Genomic DNA, 20,396 nt, shown 5'->3' with positions numbered 1-20,396 from the left:
CCCGCGGAGCGGGTAAGTAGATGCTACGCATCTCCTGAGGGAAAACGTTGGCGCTTCGCGCCAACGGACCGGCTCCGCCGGTCTGATACCCAGTCGCTGCGCTCCGGGTGATACGAAGCGCAGATCCTGGCCCTTCGGGCCTGCGGGCTTCGCCCGCTAGACAGGGGGCGCTTCGCTTCCCCTGTCTAGGACTCTCCGGCTTCGCCTCCGAGTCCTCCGCTAGCAATAGGCAGGGTATCTGTGGGCTCGGCCTGATGCCCAGTCAATCTCCGAGAGAGTTGAACGGACTAGGCGGGAAGTTAGTCCCACTGCTTCCTTCATCAAAAAGTATGGCAGATCCGAGTTCTCCCCTACTGCCGCTGGCCTGACTGGGGATCGACTCTGGAGGGGTCCGGGACGGCTGGCGCGGGAGTGCGCCCGGTGCCTCGTGCTGGATGAGGCGGGTAAGGCCTGCGTTCCGTAGGCCGCCGTAACTGTTGTCTCGTCAAGTGCCTTGTTTGGAAAGTAATTCTGAGGGGATGGCGCATGAGGCCCCGTACGTCGAAGAAGGAGGACGGGCATCCTTCGTGCTGCCGGTCCGTTTCTTCGGAGCCGTTGATGACGCCGGGGGTTGACCAGGGCGATGGCGTCGGCACCGGACACTGCTGGGTCGAGCGCGGTAGGGAGGCTGAGTTCGACTTCCAGGCGCTCGGTGGGCAGTCGGACTTGCTCGTTGGAAGTGGCGGCGCCAGTTGAACTTCGGCTCCTTGGCGGGTTCTTTGTGCTATCCGTCACTAAAGCGAGGGATGTTGGCGATGTGCCAGCACGTAGCACCCGTGGCGGATAGGTTCGGCCTCTTGTAGGAGGGTGCGGGGGCGCACGTACTGGCCAGGGGGGACCTTGCCTCCAGAAGAGAGCGGCGTCAAGCAGGGTGATCTGTTCGCTGACTTAGCCGACGAGGCGCGTCCTGGCGCGCTGGACCATGTGCGGCCGTTTATGGCTCCGGTGGCAGCGTCCGTGGGCGCGGTGACGGAGGATCCTGTGTCGCTGCAACTTGCCGAGGCCATCCATGACGCGTTCGGTGACCTTGCCTCCGATCAAGGGCTGACCCGGTCGGAGCTTGCGGCTGCGTGCGCTTCGGTGGCATCAGGGGAAGCGTTCGATGCCCGGTTCAGGGTCTTCGTGGGGCTGCGGCTGTTGGAGCGACCTCGCGGCAAAGCCTATGAGGGGCGCTACGTCTTCAATCCGACTAGCGGGGCAGCCCTGTTGGTCTTCGAGCGGCTGGCGGAGGCCGGCGGCGTCGAGGAGATCATGACGCTGCTGGATCGTACGCATGACAGCCTGCAGCAGGGGCTGCTGAATGAGGGCCAGCTGGCGGCCAAGCTGCTGCGGGCACGGCGCGATCTGTCCATCAACACCGGGCATCTGCTGCGGCTGGTGCGGTCCAAACCCATCGAAGAGCTGGTGGGCGAGCGTCACCACCATCGTTCCAAGGCGGTGTTGCTGGCCCACGCGCAGCGGCTGGTCGAGGCGGTCAGCAGCCATTTCCCGCGACTGAGGGCGTCCGGTACGCGTCTGATTCATGAGGCGCTGCGGTATGCGGCTGTGGTTGATGAGTTCTATGACCGGTTGCTGGAGCAGGCCAGTGCCCGGCGGAACTTCAGCATGCTGCTGCCCGAGCAGTACCTGACCGCCGCGCTGAACGCGCCGGTGGATGCGCTGGCGGAGGTGTTCGCCGTCACGGTCTTCGACCCAGCCAGTGTGGAGATCACCGCGGTGCAGGTGCTGGTAGCGGCCGAGGAACGGCGGCCGCCGGCGCCGCGTCGGCGCCCGGCACGGCCCGCAGCGCTGCCGCCGGGCCCTGATCCGGTGGAGGCGGCCCGGGAGAAGGCGCGGCAGCTGCGCCGACGGCGGGCGGCGTCTATGGAGTTGTGGCTCAAGGGCGGCCAAGAGGCCGATCTGATCGCGACGTTGCGGGCGCTGCCCTGGCCTGCGGCGATCGCCGCGGTGGTGGATCTGCTGCAAGCGTCCACGGATCCCACCACACCGTATTTCGTTCAGGTCGGCGACGGCATCCTGGTGGAGCCGGTTGGCACGGTCACCTATGCCTCCCCGCTGTCCCTGTACCGCCTCCCTGAGGACATGTCGGGTGCCGCGGATCCGGATGCGTCCGCGGAGCAGGAGGAGTGGGCGTGAACGAGGACGCCTATCGGCTGGCGAGGGCGCGTGCCGTGCGGGTCGTGCCGCTTTCCGCAGCGGATGATCAGCTGCGGGTGTTGCAGCAGGCGGTGGCTGATGTGGAGCGGCGGCTGGTCGAGGTGGTGCTGCCGGGTGGCGGCCGGGGCGTCGTGGTGCGCTGGGCGGCTGATGTGGAGCCGGTCAGCGGGGTAGTGGCGGACCCGGAGACCCATCGGGAGGCAACGCCGTCGCAGCTGCTGACTCTGGGTGCTGCGCTGCGCCTGTGCTGGCCGGATCCGGACCGCTCCTGGCCTTATCCGGGGCTCGCGGTGGCCGAGGAGGACGTGCTCTCAGCCTGTGCCCCGCCGGGCGACGGACTCCTGCGCGAGGGCATCGCATCGATCGGGCAGACTTCGCCCTATCGCCGTGCGCTGCGGACCCTGCGCGCCTGCGGCTATCTGGCTCCTAATGCGGGGGACGGCCTGGTCCGCCTGGGGCCGATGGTGGCTGCTTGGAGTGAGCGGGATATCGATGAGCTGCGGCGCGGCTACGGCTGCCTGCCCTGTGCGCGAGGGGAGTAAGGGTGTGGAGGTGACGTTGCTGCAGGCGCTGTCGGAGCAGCGCCGCGCGGAGGTGCGGGCGGCGGTGTGCGCGGTGGAGACCGCGCGGTTGCCCGTGCCTGCGGTCCGCTTCCGGGCGCTGGCGGAGGTGCCGCTACGCAGGGTGGTAGAAGAAGTGCTGGCAGCCTCGGGACGGACGCTGCTCGCCGTGGGCGAAGGATTCCTGTCCGGCTACGACGACGCGGTCCGGGAGCGGCTGGCCGCCGAGGGCATCGGAGTCCTGCCCCGTGAGGACCGCGCCGTGCTGACGCTGGTGTTGCTGTTCAGTGTCGCCGTTCCCCGGGCTCGCGGCAGCGTCCTGCCCCAGGCCCTGTGGACCCAGGGCGTGCCGGTGAGCCGGGAGCGGCTGAAGGAGTCTGCCGTGTCCGACGGTGTGGTGGACGCCGCGCTGCGCCGCCTGGCTGCGGCCGACTTGGTGCGCTTCACTGCTGCGGGGATCGTGCTGGGCAGCCAGCTGCTGCGGTTAGCTCCGGCGACCCAGACAGCCTTGTTCGAGCAACTGGTGCTGCTGGCTGAGCCCACCGGGGCGCTCGCCGAGTCGATCCTGCGGCTGCGCGCCCGCAGCGCACCTGGCGCTGCCGGCCGGTTCGGCCGCGCTGCCGACGAGAGTGAGGAGGCGTGGTGAACGAGGATCTGGGTGAGGAGGAGCTGCCCAAGTTCGCCGAACACCGCGGCATCGTCGGTGACCGCCACCTCGTGGCGGTCCAGACCTTCGACATCGCCCGGCTGACCACCCATGCGGTGCCCGTGGTGCCCGAGACATTCGTCGCCGTGTCCGGGATGGGCCCCAAGGAAGACTCCAACGGCTCCGGCAAGACCTCGTTCCTCATCGCAGTCTCCCTGCTGTTGGCGGATCCCCAGTGGCGGTTTGAGTCCAACCACGGGCTGTACGCCAGCGGCATCCTGTTCAAGCCGGATGCGGCCGGAGTCGACCGAGCCCAGCAGATGCCGGCAGCCACCCACGGCTACGTGGTGGGGGTCTTCGCTGGTACCGAAAGCGATCTGGCTGCGGAGTCGCTGACGGTGTGGGTGCGCATCGCCGCTTCCGCCCCCTACGTCCAGGCCAACTGGATTGGGGGCATCCATGTGGCCGATGCCCCCACCGATGCCGAGCGCGCTGTGCAGGCGGACGACCTGTGGCAGGAGCTGGATGCCGCCCGCGTCCTGTCGGGCCGCCGCATGGCCGAAGAGCTCTACGGCAACGCGCCGCGGTGCCTGACCTACCTCGACACCCCACTACGGCCGGCGGTGCCCTCACTGCTGAGCCAGCAGCTGACGGCGATGGAACCGCACGACATCGGAGAGGCCCTGATCGCCCTGTCTGGCATGACCCATCTGCTGGAGCAGGAGAGCGCCCGCCGCGGCAAGTCTCTGGAACATGCCCGGGAACTGGAGAGAGTACGAGCCGAGCACGCGCAGACCACAGCAGGAGAAGAGACGGTGATGGAGGGTGTGCGAGCCCGCGCCCGGGCACGTACCGCGCTCGAAGAAGGGCGCAGCGCATGGCAGCGCTTTGTGGCAGCCTCCTGCCTGCAGTCCGTCCAGGCCGACCGGAAACTGGCAGCGGATCTGGAGGGCAAGCAGGAGCAGGTGCGCCAGGCGCAGGTGCTGGTCGAGCAGGCCCGCGGTCGCTTGGACGAGCTGCGGGCGGCTACCGGGCTTACCGACGTCGCAGGCAGGGCCCGCCAGGCGTGGACGGACGCCAAACAGGTCACCGAACAGGCCAGCGCGGTACGGACCACGGCGGCCACCAGACAGGGCCTGGTGCGCCAGGAGATGGCCAGCTTGAGGCCCCAGACCGCCCTGTGGCGGGGGACGAGCGCCACCGACGCCCATACCGTGCTGGAGGCGACCCGTGCCGGGCTGTATGCCGCACAGCAGCAAGCGGAGGACGCACACCGCGCCGTCGGGGAGGCCCGCAAGCTGGTGAAGGCGGCGGAACAAGGACGCAGCGGGGTGGCCGGCCAGGCCCTTGAGGTTCTCGCCGCAGAACGCATCAGCGCCCTCGGGCTGATGGACCAGCTGCAGCTGGAAGAGTCGGCCCGTGCGGCGTGGGAGCCGCGCCTGTGGGCTTGGCGCGATGCTGTGGTGGTGCCGCACGTGCGGGCCGAACGCGCGCGGGAGGTGCTGCACGGCCTGCCCGGCGCACAGGTCATCGCCGCGGACGCCGAAGACGCTGTGGGCCTGTGGCCCCACGGAGTGCGCAGCCGGATGCCGCTCACCGGCTTCCTGTGCACGCTCCAGGAGCGTATGAGCACGGTCGACGAGCCACCGGCAGCCTGTGATTCTGGCCTGTCCCTCGTAATCGTGGGCGGCTTCGAAGCTCCTCTCGCCGGGCGGGCTGGCCAATTGGCCCAGGTCAGAGCGCGCCTGGAACAGTGCAGGAGCGAGGCGGGCACGGCGGACGGGGCCGTGAAGACCGCTGAGGCCCGGCGGGAGATCGCTGAGATCGAGCACGCGGCTGCCCTGGCAGCACAACGCCTGGCCGCCCTGCAGGAGCAGGACGCCGAACTCGACGCCGCGGTGACGGCCGCCGATACGGAACTCACCACCGCCCGCGGCAAAGAGCGGGCGCTGCAGGAAACATGGGAACAGACTGAGGCCGCCCTGGCCGCCCACCAGCAGAAGACGGTGGCCGCGCAACTCAGCCTGGAGGCAGCCGACAAGGTGCGCAAGGAGCGGCTCAAGGAGAGCAACGCCCTGGAGAAGACCCGTGCCGAGACCGCCTGTTCGCAGTGGCTGCAGCTCTGGGGGGCCTCCGCCGAGGAGGCAGCCGAGCTGCTGGGGATGGGCGATGCCAGCGCGCCGGTGCCCCGGCCCGGTCGGCTGCGGCGTGATGTCGAGGAGCGGCTACGCATTGCCTACGAGCATTACGGCCTGCCGGCCGGCGCGCTGGCTGCCGCTGAGGACGACTTGCGCCTCGCAGGGCAGTTGCGGGCCCGTTTCGCCGACGAGGACACCTCGGCGCTGCCACGCACCAGCTTTGACGACATGGCCTTACCTCTGCAGATCCGGCTGGACGGACCCGCCGAGCGGGACACCGTCGCGGCCGCCCAAATTGCCGCCGACCGGACCCTGCGCGAGCAGGCCCTGGCCGGGCTCACCGAGGGGGCGGAAAACAGTGCGCGCACCCTTGAGACGCTGCAGGACATGATCGAGCAGCACATCGACGGGCTGCTCGCCCAGATCAACGAGGCCTTCGATGCCCTGGACCGCCAGCGCGGCGGCGACGGGGCCTGCCTGGATTATGCGAGCGTGCGGCCCGACGGCGCCAGGCCCTGGCGCTGGGAGGTCACTCCCCGCTGGAAACGCTCGGCCCGCGGCGGCTACGTGCACTACCGGGAGAACGCCAACGGCGCCCAGGTCAAGGTCTATGCGATCCAGCTGGTTCTGGCCGCCCTCCTTGCCGACGCCGAACCCCGCGGCCGCGTCCTGATCCTGGACGAGCTGGGCAACAGCCTGGGCGAGGTCAACCGCAAGGACATGCTCGCCGCCCTGCGTGCTGTGGCCCGTCGGCAGCATCTGACCATCCTGGGCACCTGCCAGGACAGCGTCCTGGTGGACGCCTCCGACGTCTGCGACGAGCTGCTGTGGTTCACCCATGCTTCCTCCTCCGACGCCTACAACCAGCCCACCCGCGCCTGGGGTTACGACGCCGACGCCCAGCGCGTGGAACTGACCGCCGACTGGATCACTGCAGGACGCTCCCATGCCTGACACCCCCGTGCCCCTCCCCCGCTCTCCCCTGCTGATCGGCGAAGCCCATGGGCGCCGGGAGGTGCCCCTCAGGGGCCTGCCGGGCGGGGTTGTCGCGGTCACCGTGCCTCGTTCCAGCAAAGACGGTGACGAGGTGCTGCTGCGTGTTCCCCTCGACCGCAAACGGCGTGTCAAGCCCACCATGGTCGACCTCGTCGCCTCCGATCCGGTCCAGGCCTACGACCCGCCGGCCGGCCTGTCGGCCCGCGACCTGATCAAGGTCCTCTCGACCCGAACGTATAAACGATGGGCCACCATCGAGGTCGAGTTCGGCGCGCAGGAGGCATGGCGCACCGCGGTGTCCCTGATCCGCTGCGGGGCTGTCGTCCTTCGCTGCAAGGTCGTGCAGACCACCGGATTCGTCCCGGACTCCTGGCGGCTGACCCAGTCCTGGTCTCACCTGCGTGAGGACAAGCTCGCACAACTACGAGGGCACCCCGACCCGGTGCAGTTGCACGCCGAGATGCTGCAGGCAGTAGCAGGCATTCCCCAGCTTGCGGGCGAGCACGCCCTGTTGGCCGCCACTCCCCCGGGCCGCACGCTCAAGGTCCCTGCAGCCAGCGCCACCGGCACCGAGGACTGGCGGGTGTACGAGGTGGCGGTCAGATCTGCCGCAGTGTGGTGGGCCGCCCAGCCCAGGTCTCGGCAACTGACTGCCAAAGCCCTGGTCGGCAAGAGCATGCGCGACACCAAGATCCCCTGGACTCCGCCACGTCGGCAGGCCTTCGCCAACCTCGTCGGCATGCCCTTTGACCAGGCCGTGGAAGAAAGCGAGACCGAGCTGCGGATGCGCGGGCCGCTGCGCTGGCAGGTCGACACCGTCATCGCCGACGCCGCAGCATGCCACCCCTGGCTGGGCTTGCCCGCCCGCGGCCTGCTCAGCCTCGGTTTGATCGACTGTTCCGCGGTGGGTGTGCTCCTCATCGAGAACGAGGACGCCTTCACGCAGGTATGCAAGCACCCTGAGATCGCCGACCGGTGGCTGTGCATGTGGGGCGCCGGCTACGCCACGCACGGCCTGGCCGCATTCCTCAGGGCCATGGTCCCGCTGCCCGTGGCCGCCTGGCAGGATCTGGACGCCCACGGCATCCAGATCATCGCCAACCTCACCGAACGAATCGGCCGCCCGGTCACCCCCGTCGGCATGGATGTCGGCCTGTACAAGGACGGCACGAAATACCGTCAGAAACCCGGAAAGCAGGAAGAAAACCTCAAGCTCGCCGAACGGCTCGCCGTCAGCGGGCCCCCTTCCTTGCGCGCCCTGGCTGCCGAGATCGCCCGCCACGGCGGTGACGGCTGCGAACACGAAACCCTCTACGACGAGGTCCTGCCGATCCTGGCTGGCACATTGGACCAGATCACCGACGACTGCGCCCGGTTGCCCGGCCGAAGAGCCGCCTCGGCGCGATGACGCCGGATGATCAGGGAGCGCATCGGCCAGGCAGCGGGTCCCAGTGGGAAGCCTGCCTTGCGCCGTGGCGGGACGCGGCCTGTATCCCGCCCGGCGCCCTTAAGAACGGCCGCAATGCACAGTAGCGCCACCGGTTGCCTACCGGCGGTCTGCGACCTGAGCGCGCACGAAGTCAACCAAGGAAGAGAATTCCGCAGGATCGTGCGCCTGTGCATAAGCGCGGCAAGCATCGCTGGCTACCGCGCTCTCCTCCAGCATCAGACGGTCCGCGAGGGTCTTGGCGTAGTCGTGGTGGTCGGCGACACCTGCGAGGGTCTCAGAGATGTCCAAGTTGAACGGCGGGTTCGCGAAATACTCCTTGACCGCAGGGTGGGCGAAGACCTCCTTCTCCGGCGGCATGCTGCCAGGCAGAGTCATGACGCCGCCGGTTCCGTCATGGAGCATGTCCCCGTCACTCAGGCCCACCGCACGTCGCTTGGCCTCCGTGAGCAGCTTCACGGCAGCAGGGATCTCCTGACCGCCGCCGACCGGCAGGAAGCTGCAGCCCGAGAGCAGGTCCGGGTCAACTACTCGGAAAATCCAACTGGTCAGGCAGCGCGCGAAGGCATCCTCCACGCAAATCGTGATGCCGTCGGGAGTGCGGCCTTCCTTCTGCAGATGCGAGTCGATCTGGTACGTGCTCAACCCATGCGTGCCCGTGACGTCGCCGGAAGCCATCCGCCGCAGGTAGACGACTGACTCCCGGCCCAACTGCCCCAGGATCGCGGCGCTGTGGGTTGTCAGAATGATCTGGTGGCCTCGCCGAAGAGCGACGTCGACGAGATACTGGGCGAGCCGCACCTGGGCATCGCCGTGCAGCGACGTCTCGGGCTCCTCCAGGAGAATGAGGCTCTTCGGCGGCGCCGTCTCCAGGGTGTTGACCATGTAGACAACGCGGCCCTCCCCGAAGCCCATGTGGTTCTCGGAATAAGTTCTCCCGTTCCGGCCCGCCATCGCGAGTTTGGAGGACTTGGTGGTAGTGCTGACATCGACGAATCCCAACTGCTCGTAGGGCAGTCCGAGGATCCGCGCAACGTGCCCGGCGGCCTGGGTATCAAGCTGCCGAGTCTCCCCTAGCACCAGGCTGCGGGCCCCGTAGACGGACAGATCGCGCCGCTCGACTTTGGGGATGAACTGGGTGAAGCCGAGGTAGTAAGTAGCGTGGTCGGGCTGGCGCTTGTAGCCGGACCATTCCTTGGTGACCCGCTTCACCGTCAGCTGCTGCGGCGCGGCCGATCCTTCGGTGGCGTAGGAGTAGTGGATCTCGGCGTCGGCGGTGAACGGCTCCGGATCGGCCACGGACACCGGGAAGAAGTGAGCGACGTAGTAGCGCGACCAAGTGTGGTCGGCCGGCTGGCGGAAGGCGCACGCGGCGAGTTGGGCGATGGTGCTCTTCCCCGTGCCATTCAGCCCGGACAAGGCAGTGATGGGCGAGTTGAACGCCAGTGTCAGATCCGGAACTCCGCGGAAGCCCCTCACGCGCATCGACAGCAGCATCGCTCCGAAGTTCGCGTGGCCGGTGTTTGTGAACCTCTTGCCCAGCTTCCGCACCTGATCGTCATGGCTCATTTACGCATCTTCCCAGGCCTTCCGTGCCGCTACGGTGCCAGTCTGCGCCGTGAGGCAGTTGCCGGTCCGGGTTGAGAGCTGTGAGGTCGGCTGCGCGGGCCGGAGTGAGTTCGCCGCCTTCTGTACCAGCGCCAGGCTGTCGACGCCGAGGGCTTGTCATGGCCAGCGGCAGTTGTCGACGTAGCGTGCCCACCGGTCCGGTGCGGGCGTGCCAGTGTCACGGCGGCGGGGAAAGCCGAGGTCCCAGCCCCATGATGATTCTTCCGTCTCGTCTGATCCTGCGGCATGTGCCGGTATTCACCCGGACGGGGCGACGCGTGGTGCCATGCCATGCCGACCGTACAGGGACGGCCCGCCGCCCGGACTGTGTCCCGGTGGCGAGCTATACGAGGGAGAACGGTGGTGTGGAGTCGTCGGTCCAGTCCCCGTCGAACAGCGGAGCAACCAGAGCTGCGTGCTCGGGCGGGAGGGCGCCGGTGCGCTGCTTGGTGCGGGCCTTGGCGAACCAGGGGCCGAGCTTCACCGTCTCGCCGTCGACGAGGATCTCCTCGCGGGCGGTGGGGGCGCGGCCTTCGCGGACGATGAAGAACTCCAGGAGCTGGACGGTCTGTTCGAAAGTCCGGCGGGGTCGTCGGGGCGGGGCGAGGGGGTTGGTGTCGGGGGTGAGGCCGATCTCGGTGAGGAGGGCTTGCTGGCGGGGGTGGAGGGTGGTGAAGCCGGTGAGCTGGCGGTGCAGCCAGCGTCCGGCCTTGACCGGACCGATCAGCGTGTCCAGGTGCAGGGCGGCCGGGTCGTGGCCGGCGGTGAGGTGGGCGCGGAGCGCTTGGTATTTGCGGTGCCAGTCAGGTCCGTGCGGGAGCTGCCAGTCGGGGTCGATGGCCGCAAGTGCTTCTGCTCGGGCGGGGTCGAGCCGGTCCCTGGCGGACAGCGAGCGCTGTTCGGCCAGGAAGGCACCGCCGGGGGCCGTGGCGGGGATGGCGAGGTGGCCGTGCGCTCGGTGGTAGTCGGTGACGGTGGTGAGGTTGGCGCGCCAGGCGGCCTCGTGCTTGTTCCAGATCATGCCCAGGGCGTCGAGTTCGGCGATCCAGGCGGCATCCAGGCGGCCGGCGGCGTGGGCGTCGCGCATGCCGGTGATGAAGGAGCCCAGGGTGTAGCCGGTGGGGTCTACGTGATCGGCGGGAACGTCGAGGTGGCTGTACTGGTCGTGGAAGGACTGGGCGGCTGCGAGGCCTTCGCGGCGGGGACGGGACGTGGCATCGCGGGGGTCGAAGGTGACCAGGTCCATCGCTTGGGCGATGCGTTCGGGGTGGACGGTGAAGTCGAAGTGCCAGCGGTGCTGGATGAGGCGGCTGGTTTCCCTGGAAAGTCGGTTGGCCTTGTCCGGCAGGCGCTCGGCGATGCGGTGGTCGTGGCTGGCCAGGGCGGTGGTGATCGCCCACACCGGCTCGTAGGCGGTGCCCAGGATGTCCTGCGGGTCGGCGCCGGGCGGGATGTAGACGGGGATGATCAGGCTGGCGACCTTGCCGCTCACCGACAGGCGCAGGGCTCGGCCGAGGGCCTGGACGCAGCGGCGTACGGAGCGGGTGGGATCGGCGAAGACGATCGCGTCGACGCTGGGGATGTCGATGCCCTCGGAGATCAGTTTCGCGTTGGCGAGGATGGCGTAAGGCGCGGCCGCGAAGTCGGCGAAGATGTCGGCGCGTTGCTGCGGGGTGTGCTCGCCGTGGACGAAGAACAGTTCCGGATCAGCGTCGGGGCACAGTTCGGGAGCGGTTCGGCGCAACTGGCCCAGGGTGTGGCCGAGTTCGCGGGCGAAGCGTTTGGCGTCCTCGACGAGGTTGAAGTAGACGAGCACCCGGTGCAGTTGTTGGTCGGCCATGGCTTTCAGGACCGCCAGGTGCAGGGCGGTGGTGCGTTGCGCGTCGTCGGTGCCGGGGGGGGCGAGGTTGAGCCGGGTGCGCAGTTCGGTGTCGGTGAGGGTAGGGATCACGATGCGGTAGTCCGCGGCCCGGCCGTCCGCAACTGCTTGCGCGAGGGGATATTCGTGGACCTTCTTGCCGTAGACGGCCTCGTTGTCCATCGAGTTGGCGTAGGAGTCCGGGTCGGGTGCGGCGGAGTGCCGTCGGCGGGGGCGTGTGGTGTCGGCGGACTCCGACAGGTCTGGTGCGGCAATGAGGCGGGGGGTGGCGGTCATATACAGGCGTCGCTCGGCGCGGATGCGGGTGGCGTCGTTGACAGCGGCCCATTTCTTGTCGGCGCGACCGGCGATGCGATGGGCTTCGTCCATGATCGCGAGGTCGAACGGGGGCACGTCGAAGCGGCTGTGCCGGGTGTTCTCGATCTTGTCGAGGGAGTCGTAGGTGCAGATCACCGTCAGAGCCGGGATCTGGTCTGTCCCCTCCCCCGTCACCGACATCAGGCCTGCCAGGGCGCGGAAGTCGCCGGTGGAACCGACCCGGTGGGCGACCAGGGCGTCGTGGCCGGAGGCGTCCATCGAGGACACGATCAGCATGTGCTCGGTGTGCCCGTCGGCGCGCCAGGCCAGCGCGGTCTGTGCGGCCAGGTCCAGCGTCGGCACCACAAACAGCACCAGCCGCGCGTCGAGTTCGTCGGCGATCCGGATCGAGGCCAGGGTCTTGCCGGTGCCGGTGGCCGACACGTAGAGGGCGCGTGTGCCGGGCCGGCGCAGATGCCGCACCGCTCGCTGCACTCCCTGTTCCTGGTCCGGGAACAGTTGGGCCCGCTCGGGACGATCGGGCCAGGACGGGGTGAGGACTGCGGTGCTCATAGCGGTCATGTTCCCAGCAGTGATGGGGTGGGGGGAGATGCGCTCGGGTCTGGGAATCGTGGTTGCCTGTCCGGGGATCTCGGGCGCCGTGGTCCGGCTGCGTTGTCGGACCGGCATGTGACGATGGGTGGGGTACCTGGGAGGTATGGGCTTTGGCAATCGAGTGGGACCGCATCGGGCAGCCGGCCTTCGACCGGGTTGTCGAGGCACTGCTGCACCGCATGTTCGATGGCAGCGGGCAGGTGGTCGTGGTCAACGGGCGCGGTGGTGACGGCGGTATCGACGTTCAGGTTACCGATGACGTCGGCTTGCGGATCTTCCAGCTCAAGTACCACCCGGACGGTTTCCCCGGCTCGCTGAAGGGCCGCAGGACCGCGATCAAGAAGTCGTTCCGGCGTGCCATGGCGCATCACCCGGCGGAGTGGACGCTGGTGGTGCCGTGCACGCTGACGGTCTCCGAGCGGGCCTTCGTCGACAAGCTCGCCGACAAGCTGCCGGTGGAGGTTTCGGTGCTGGACCGATCCGATCTGGACTGTCAATTCGCCGTGCACGCCGATCTGGAGGCCAGCTTCACCCGCGATCAGTTGCGGGAGGCGGCCAAGGACTACGGTCAGGAAAAGGCTCTCCTACTGGGTTCGGGCGATCTCGTGAAGCGTGTCCGTGCTCTGGGCGGCCGGGCGGACGGCGTCGACGACCACTGGACGTGGGACTTCCAGCGCCAGGGCGACACCGTCATCCGGACGCTGCGCGGCAAGCACGCGCGGGCCCACGAGGTCAGTCCGGTCTCCTTGCGTCTGATCGGCCGTACCGAGGGGATGAGTGCCGACCTCAGCGCCGCGATCACCCGCACGCTCGGATTCGGGACCGCCGAAGAAGTCGTGCTGCCCCGCGAGGCGGTGGAGAGTCTGACGGTCGATGGCCCGGCCTGGCTGTCCGAGACCGTCACCGACGCCGAGGTGACCTGGAAACCTGTCCCATCGGCCGCGGAGGCCGGCGCCGAGGTCGAGGTGGTCTTCCTCACCGCCGACGGCGCCGTGGCCGCCCGGTACACGGGACGGCTGAAGCACCTGGGCTCGGGAGGGCTGGGCGCCTCGGTCGATGCCGACGTCCACGGCGCACGGCTGCAGATGATGCTCCCCTTCGACGACACCGCCGCCACGCTGCTGTACTCCTTCGATCTGGAGGGCCGTGATCCAGCACAGGCAATGAAGATCATGCGCCTGTACCAGCGGTTGCAGCGCGGCGGGGCGTTCCGCCTCAGCGTCCGCGGCGTTCACGCCGGGGCCGGGACCCTGCCGACCAGTGGCAGCGCCGAGGAGCTGCGCGAGGTCGAGCACCTGCTGCTTTATCTTTCGGACCTCGAGGTGCTCCAGCGGCACTGCGAGGCCTACTTCCCCGTGCCGCTGGATTACACGCCCGCCGAGCGCATCCAGGTCCGCATCGCCCGGCTCCTGGTGGACGGCCGGTGCGTGGCATACCCCTTCGCCCGCACCCTCACCATCACACTCAACGGCCAGGACCACCCGACTCTGCGCACCCTCCTCGACGGCCGCCCCCAGTGCCTGCGCGTCAGCCCGCCCGGCTTCGAGATCACCATCGGCGGCCATACCCTCGACGTCGGCCCCGTCCATCTGTTCCACACCAGCCTGACCCCGGACAACGGCGAAGAAGCCCTGACCGCCCTGCGCGAAGGGCGCGGCGCGGGCACCGAAGTCACTTTGCGCCCCGGTGACAACGAGCACTACCGGATCTACCACGCCGACGCCTCCGACGACGGCCGCCTCCTGATCCCCACGCCCCTGGGCCTGGACGGCTACACCGAACCCCGGTAACGCCCGGTCCGGCGGCAACCGCCAGGCCGCCGTCCCCTGTACAGCGCCGCACGGCTCACCGTCGCCGGGGCATGCTCCGGTGCGGGCTGCGCTGCGGCGAAGACAGTACGGGGCAGGTCCCGATTGTTCCCGTCAGCAGTCCGCTGACACGGGTTCGTATTCAGTAAGCGGCTGCCACGGAAGCGATCGTGGGCATGATCCTCCACTGCTGTGTGCGACCTGCTTCGGGGCGGAGAAGGTGGTTCTCGACATCGCCATCATCAAGAACATCGACGAGACGGAGAATTCTCTTCCTCTGGGGGCCCGAGGTTCCCATGACCACTGGAAAGCCCAGCTCCCGAGCTCTGTCTACCTCATCGTGATGGCAGATCTGGATACTTGGGTGACAGGAACCGCCATCTCTTCCCAAAGACTTCCGGGCGCGCACGTACAGCTGGCCAGAGCAATGTTTCCGCTGGTGGGGCAGGGTTCCCTGCGGGCGATACGGAGCGTGCCCCGGTGGCCGACCTGATGATGGTCGTGGGCCGGGTGGCGGGTATCGGCCCGCGCGACATCACCCTCTTTCTCGTGGAGAAGGATAGGCAGGGGGTCGAGCAGGGCGAGCAGGAGAGCCTGCTGGGCCTGCGCACCAGCCCCCTGGGTCCGATCGGGCTGAACGACGTCGAGATACCGCCCGAGCGCGTGCTCGGCGAGGTCAGCGCGGGACTCGACGTCCTGTACTGGTGCCTGGCCTTCGACCGGATCTACGGCGTGATCGTCTCGGCGCATCTGGAGGCATTGCTGCCCACCGCGATCGACCGCATCACCACCCGGAGGGCGTTCGGCTCCCCCATCGGTGAGCACCAGTACATCCAGGACAAGGTCGTCGACATGCAGATGACCATCGCCGCATCGCGGGCGCTGTCCTACTCGACCGTCGACGCGCTGCTCTGCCCCGACGACACCCACCGGGCCAGCCTGCTTGCCTCCTGCGTGAAACTGCTCTCCGCCGAGGGCCTGGGTGCGGGCCGAGCTCGAACTGGTGCAGTTCTTCGGCCACGCGGGTTTCGAGAGCGGCAGCGGCATCGAACGCCACCTGCGGGACGCGGTCGCGTTCCGCATAGCGGGTGGCACCAACGAGATGCAGAAGAAGAACATCTTCAACCAGGTTCTGCGCGCCCACCGGCGCGGACCAGCGAGCACGTGATGGAAAGGGGACGGATTCCGATGGTGCGAGCGTCGTCGACAGAGGTGAAGGGCCGTGACGTGGGGGTCGTGGCCGCGCAGGACTGCGCCACGCAGTGGGGAAACGACGGGCTGGAGGTGCTGCCCACGCCCGCGATCCTCGGCTACACCGAGCAGTTGTGCGCCGAGGTCCTCGCGCCTCACCTGGACGAGGGCGAGATGACCGTGGGTGTCAAAGCCACCCTGCACCACAAGACCGCGGTGCCGGTGGGCGCGAAGGCCGTCTACCACGTCGCGGCGGAGGAACTGGACCGCAAGACGCTGTTCACCTTCACCTTCACCTTCACCTGCGAGACGAGGCGGGGGCCGTGATCTGCGAGGGCACCCATCTGCGGGCCACCGTGAACGCGCGGCATTTCCTCGCCTCCATGGAGGCCGCGCGGAGCGACGGCTGAGCACCGACCCTGCCCGCCTGAACCCCCTGGAAGGAACAGTGATGAGTCCGCGCACCACGCCCCCGGCGACGGCCGCCCCGTAGCGGTGCACGGCCGGGGTGCCCGCGTCCGCGACGAGCAGGGCCGCGAGTTCATCGACGGCAGCTCGGGGGCCATCTGCGTCAACCTCGGTCACGGCGTGCCCGAGGTGCTGGACGCGTTGCGGTCCCAGGCAGAGCGGATCACCTTCGTGCACCGCAGCCAGTTCGCCCACGCCGCCGTCACCGAACTGAGCGCCGAGATCCTGAGTATTGCGGGAGCCGGCTACCGGGAGGTCGTCTTAACCAATTCCGGTTCCGAGGCTACCGAAACCGCGCTGCGTCTGGCACTGCACCACCATGCGGACGGACCCGGCGACCGGTCCGTCGTCCTCACTCAGCGTCCCAGCTACCACGGCATGACCGCAGGGGCGCTGGGCGTGTCCGCGCACCCGTCCCGACGCCTCGGTCTGGACGCCCTGCTGGACGGGTCGACCGGGGCCGTCCCCGTCTCCCCGGCCCACTCCGAGGGGCTGCTGCCCGACCTGGCGGACTGGAAGGAGGCGTTCGACCGTGTGGGCCCGGGACAGGGTAGCCGCGGTGCTGGTGGAACCGATCGGCGGCGCTGCGAGCGGCGCGCAAGGTAGTCGGCCGCCATGCCGCCTGCGATCGCCTGCGCGAGGGGGTATTCGAAGACTTTCTTCCCGTAGGCGGCTTCGTTGTCCATGCTGTTGGCCAGCGCGTCCGGGCCCGGCTGACCCGTGTGGCCGCGGCCTGGACGGGGCGGGGCGGCTGACTCTGCGAGGGCAGGGGCCCCGAAGATCCGTGGTGTGGCGGCCATGTAAAGGCGGCGGTCCGCGCGGATGCGGTGTGCGTCGTTGACCTTGGCCCACTTCTTGTCCGTACGGCCTGCGAGGCGGTGTGCTTCGTCCATGACCGCCAAGTCGAAAGGCGGCACCTCGAAAGCGGTGTGCTGGGTGTCTCGATCTTGTCGAGGGAGTCATAGGTGGAGATCACGGTCGCTGCCGCGATCTCGTTGTCCTCGGCAGCGGCCGCTGACATCAGCAGCGCCAGCGTGCCGGACTGCGAGGTCGAGGTGATGCCGGCTGCCACCAGAGCGTCATGGCCAGAGGCGTCCATCGACGAGACAATCATGATCGGCTCGTCGCGGGCATCGGCACGCCAGGCCAATGCCGTCTGGGCGGCTAGATCCAGGGTCGGCACCATGAACAGGACCAGCCGTGCCTCCAGGGCCCGCAACGCGGGAGGCGACCATGGTCTTGCCCGTGCCGGTCGCGGACACGTACAGCGCACGGCTGCCCGGACAGCGCAGGTGCTTGACGGTACGGTTCAGGCCTTCCTGTTGGTGCGGGAAAAGGCTGAGACACTTACGGCGGGAGGCGGGGCTGGTAGTCGTGCTCGCTGTTCGTCCGAGGGCAGTGGCGCCTGCGTTTGCAGGCGAGTAGGGCAGGTCAATCCGAGGCCGTGGGCGTGACGGGTCCGGTCTGGTTCTGCTGGGGCAGAACAGCTGGCGGCGTGGTGAGGGCTGCGGTCTGTTGGGCCAGTTTGGTGTAGCCGGTTGCCGTGATGGTGTGCCAGGTGAGGTAGAAACCGGCCGTCAAGGCCAGGCCGACAGCGGTGGTCAGCGTCATGAGCAGGGCCCGCTGTCCGGTGTCGTAGCGGAGCAGCACGAGGTCGCCAGCCAGAGTCAGCAGAGCGGTGTTGATGATCCAGCCCCGGCAGATCCTCATCCTGGAGCGAGCGTAGTCGGCCAGGGGTGCTAGGGAGGGCAGTGCAGCAAGGGTGAGGCGGGCCTGTGTGTAGGTGCTGTCGGATGGGAAGGGGATTCGTCGCAGGCACCGGCGGATGGGGGCGAGTGCCTTGTCTGCGGCCCGGTCGACCAGGATGCCTACAGCGTAGGCCGCCGCCAGGGCTGCTCCTGCGGCGGGTGTGGATCCGGCCACGGGCGCGGCTTTGGTTGCGGTCTCGGGGCCTGCTGCTGCGGCGGCTATCAGGACGAGTCCGGTGATGAAGCCGATGCCCACGACGAGGACTTCTACGAACATGGCGGTGGCCGCGGCGAGCGCGGGCGGCTCCGGCTGTGTCGAGCTCACCAGCGCACCCCCCAGATTCTGGCCATGTCTGTTAGGAGTCTGGTCTCCAAATTTCCCTCCCAGGTCTCCTGCAGGTCGTAGCTGGCATTGGCCAGCCTCTCAAATATGATCAGGCTCTCGGGCTGGCTGACGAGCAGGTAGCGGCCGTGTTCCAGGAACTGCTCGCTGCTGGGGCCGTATTCCTCGTAGGCGCGCTCGATCGTGGCGCGGTTGTCCTCGGCAAACTCCACCAGGCGGTCGGCGTAGCCGGGATCTTCTCCGATCGCACCGATGAGGACGTCGACGACGTCCTCCGACAGTTCCCTGTCGTAGGGGTGGTCACTGAAGGTCTGGTAGATGCGTTCCGCCTCAGCGAGAAGGCGGTTGTTGCGCGTGAAGTCGGGGTGCTCGGCCAACGCTCTTACCCCCCGTTCGACCTCCGAGTCGTACAACTCAACCAGGGAAATCAAACGGTACAGCGAGCGTCTGACATCGGATGGGATGTCAGTGGTAGCCCCAGGCTTGTACATCAGCGAGTGCGACATGCGCGCCCACACGTCGGCGGCCTCGGTGCGGATCTGCACCTCGCACTGGTAGCGCGAGGTGTTCGGGTCCGTCTCTTCCCCGCGGGCACGGATCTGAACGTGCAGGCGGGGGTACTGCAGGCGGTCTTCGAAACCAGGCTTCTCGCGGTCGTCCTCGACGCGTATGACGGGGAAGTTGCTGGTGATCAGGTCGAGGGCGTCGTCGAGCAGGCTGGAGTACGGGACGACTATTCGCACGCCCGCCTTGTCGGATATCTCCTCCCACGGGTCTTTGTAACCTTTGTGGTAAGCCTTCTTGATGAAGCTGCTCACGTCTTTCGCCCGTCCGTCGACCTTGCAGGTGAGGTGCTTGCGGGCGGCGCGGCGGCGTATGTGGGCGACGGTCAGCTCTGTGGCCTCTTCGATAGCCGGCCGCTCCAGGCGGTAACGGCGGGAAGCCTCATGGGCGCTCAGCGGCACTGTCAAGGACGGGGGCCTTCGATGGTGGCGGCGACGTCGGTGCGCTCGGCGGGTCGGGGCCGTGCCTTGCCCTGGCCGAAGCTGCGTGTCTCCGTCATGACACCGGTCAGGGTCAGGCGCGTCCTGCCGTGGCTCAGACTCTCGATCTGGAGCGAGTCGCTTTCCACGGCTTCTATGGGGGCGATCAGAAAGACGCCGTTGTCGAACGCCATGCGCATCTTGCGCAACTTGGGCTCGACGAGCTCGATGTCCTTGTCGAAAGTCTGCACGGGAACCTCGTTGTCCCGCAGGCACTCGGCGAAGCTCTCCCGGTGCGGCGCCTGGATACGCAACTTGATGAAGTCGTCGGGGTCGAGCACCGGGGTGGGGCTCTGCAGTTCGACCAGGACAGCCATGAGGTATGAGACGCGCGTGTCGGCGTCCGGGACGCTGGTGTTGATCCACTCGGCTGCGGCGTCGTGGAAGCGCAGAGTGACCTGGCGCGGCTCGTTCTTCAGTCGGCAGCCCAGAAAGTCTTCCCTGAAGAACTTCGCCAGCTGCTTGCCGGTCATCTGCTTGTCGGCGGCCCAGCCCTCCATGGCCTCCTCGCTGATCCCGGAGGTGGAGAAGAGCGCGATCTTGTAGACGCGGGATGCTTCGGTGAACAGCAGGTTGGCGAAGTAGGTGACATCGAAGGTGCGCAGGCCGGAGTCCGTGATGATCTCGGTCGCCTGCATACCCGACTCTGGTTCGAGCTTGACCATGAGCAGGCTCTTGTGGCCGTCGAGAGTCACGGCCGCCACCAGGAGGAGTCCGTCGGAGCTGTTGAGCGGCTGGCTGGCGAGCAGGAGTTCAGCGATCTCCTTCGAGGCCCCCACGAGATCGCATTCGCCCTCGAGGAAAGCCCGTACCTGGGCGGGCAGTTGCGCCTTGAACTCGTCGTCCACGACAAGCTCGCGTCCGAGACTGACGAGAACGTCCCTGAACTTGACTTGGAGTTCACTGCGCACGGTGCTGTTCATGCTGCAGACGGTCTCGCTGAGCTGGACCTTCACCGGTGTGAGGTCGCTCCTCCTCTTTTTCGGAATCGAGTGCACGATCGCCTCGTTGACGATCAGATCAGCAAAATCACTCCGCATTTCCACCTCATGTGCGTTTTGGCGCGTTCTTCACCCGCGCAAATGTTCCTGTGCTTTCGATCACCAGTGACGGCGCTTCTGCCGCTGGTGGCAGCGGCATGGAATCCGTACATCTGGGACGCCTCGTGACGTGACGTCACTTGATGCTGACATATCCCCGCAGGCATCGTAGCGGAACGTAGTTTCCGTGGAGGAAGTTATATGGGGGGATTCCCGCGCCGCAGGGCGCGCGCAAGGTCACCACAGGCGAGATCCGGACGCCTCTATATTCGCGAATACGTTCGATGACAAGGGAACTCCTACAGTCTGCGGCGGGACGGACCCGCCGACGCCATCCGCGCTGTCCTTCGGGCCGCCTGACCGCCTGCCAGTT

14 protein-coding genes are annotated in these 20,396 nt (G+C 67.9%); 8 read left to right on the top strand and 6 right to left on the bottom strand.

Translation table 11 applies throughout. The annotated features are described in order from the left end of the window. The first annotated feature begins 879 nt into the window (after window positions 1-879). Genes ACZ63I_RS34960 through ACZ63I_RS34940 form a run of 5 tightly spaced genes read left to right on the top strand, consistent with a single transcriptional unit; the run spans window position 880 to window position 7,944 of the window. Entirely contained in the window at window positions 880-2,175 is a 1,296-nt protein-coding gene (locus tag ACZ63I_RS34960) for a hypothetical protein (RefSeq protein ID WP_469343566.1), read from the top strand. Next, window positions 2,172-2,738, top strand: a complete 567-nt coding sequence (locus tag ACZ63I_RS34955; protein WP_469343565.1) for a hypothetical protein — start codon at window positions 2,172-2,174, stop codon at window positions 2,736-2,738. Before ACZ63I_RS34960 ends, ACZ63I_RS34955 begins: the two co-directional genes overlap by 4 nt. A gap of 10 nt (window positions 2,739-2,748) precedes the next feature. Next, complete coding sequence (locus ACZ63I_RS34950) at window positions 2,749-3,402, top strand: hypothetical protein (protein WP_469343564.1); 654 nt, start codon at window positions 2,749-2,751, stop codon at window positions 3,400-3,402. Then, on the top strand, window positions 3,399-6,494 hold the full coding sequence (locus ACZ63I_RS34945; protein WP_469343563.1) for a coiled-coil domain-containing protein: 3,096 nt from the start codon (window positions 3,399-3,401) through the stop codon (window positions 6,492-6,494). The genes ACZ63I_RS34950 and ACZ63I_RS34945 overlap by 4 nt, the downstream gene beginning before the upstream one ends. Then, the gene (locus ACZ63I_RS34940; protein ID WP_469343562.1) at window positions 6,487-7,944 is read left to right on the top strand and encodes a Wadjet anti-phage system protein JetD domain-containing protein; all 1,458 of its coding nucleotides are present in this window, start codon (window positions 6,487-6,489) and stop codon (window positions 7,942-7,944) included. The genes ACZ63I_RS34945 and ACZ63I_RS34940 overlap by 8 nt, the downstream gene beginning before the upstream one ends. Before the next feature lie 138 nt (window positions 7,945-8,082). On the opposite strand, the gene ACZ63I_RS34935 is transcribed toward ACZ63I_RS34940, so the two are convergent. Next, window positions 8,083-9,552 carry an ATP-dependent nuclease gene (locus ACZ63I_RS34935; RefSeq protein WP_469343561.1) on the bottom strand — a complete coding sequence of 490 codons (1,470 nt, stop codon included), beginning with the start codon at window positions 9,550-9,552 and terminating at the stop codon, window positions 8,083-8,085. 382 nt (window positions 9,553-9,934) lie between these two features. Next, entirely contained in the window at window positions 9,935-12,340 is a 2,406-nt protein-coding gene (locus tag ACZ63I_RS34930) for a helicase associated domain-containing protein (protein ID WP_469343560.1), read from the bottom strand. 152 nt (window positions 12,341-12,492) lie between these two features. On the opposite strand from ACZ63I_RS34930, the gene ACZ63I_RS34925 reads away from it, so the two are divergent. From ACZ63I_RS34925 to ACZ63I_RS34915, 3 genes are all read left to right on the top strand, one after another. Beyond that, window positions 12,493-14,172, top strand: a complete 1,680-nt coding sequence (locus ACZ63I_RS34925; RefSeq protein ID WP_469343558.1) for a hypothetical protein — start codon at window positions 12,493-12,495, stop codon at window positions 14,170-14,172. Between the two features lie 498 nt (window positions 14,173-14,670). Then, window positions 14,671-15,708, top strand: coding sequence for a thioesterase, FlK family (locus ACZ63I_RS34920; RefSeq protein ID WP_469343557.1), 1,038 nt, complete (start codon window positions 14,671-14,673; stop codon window positions 15,706-15,708). A 168-nt stretch (window positions 15,709-15,876) separates the two neighbouring features. Then, complete coding sequence (locus ACZ63I_RS34915) at window positions 15,877-16,455, top strand: aminotransferase class III-fold pyridoxal phosphate-dependent enzyme (RefSeq protein WP_469343556.1); 579 nt, start codon at window positions 15,877-15,879, stop codon at window positions 16,453-16,455. A 473-nt stretch (window positions 16,456-16,928) separates the two neighbouring features. Here the strand turns inward: ACZ63I_RS34915 and ACZ63I_RS34910 are convergent, their stop codons facing one another. The 4 genes from ACZ63I_RS34910 to ACZ63I_RS34895 are packed head-to-tail and all read right to left on the bottom strand — an operon-like array spanning window position 16,929 to window position 20,023. Next, window positions 16,929-17,279: a DEAD/DEAH box helicase family protein gene (locus ACZ63I_RS34910; protein WP_469343570.1), complete on the bottom strand. Its 351-nt coding sequence runs from the start codon at window positions 17,277-17,279 to the stop codon at window positions 16,929-16,931. A gap of 1 nt (window position 17,280) precedes the next feature. Continuing rightward, the gene (locus tag ACZ63I_RS34905) at window positions 17,281-17,922 is read right to left on the bottom strand and encodes a hypothetical protein (RefSeq protein ID WP_469343555.1); all 642 of its coding nucleotides are present in this window, start codon (window positions 17,920-17,922) and stop codon (window positions 17,281-17,283) included. Continuing rightward, the gene (locus ACZ63I_RS34900; RefSeq protein WP_469343569.1) at window positions 17,919-18,905 is read right to left on the bottom strand and encodes a hypothetical protein; all 987 of its coding nucleotides are present in this window, start codon (window positions 18,903-18,905) and stop codon (window positions 17,919-17,921) included. The genes ACZ63I_RS34905 and ACZ63I_RS34900 overlap by 4 nt, the downstream gene beginning before the upstream one ends. Before the next feature lie 2 nt (window positions 18,906-18,907). Further along, the gene (locus ACZ63I_RS34895; protein WP_469343568.1) at window positions 18,908-20,023 is read right to left on the bottom strand and encodes a nucleoid-associated protein; all 1,116 of its coding nucleotides are present in this window, start codon (window positions 20,021-20,023) and stop codon (window positions 18,908-18,910) included. Window positions 20,024-20,396 lie beyond the last annotated feature (373 nt).

Source organism: Streptomyces sp. NPDC087906 (assembly GCF_055584925.1).
This window is presented reverse-complemented; position numbering and strand designations above follow the sequence as displayed.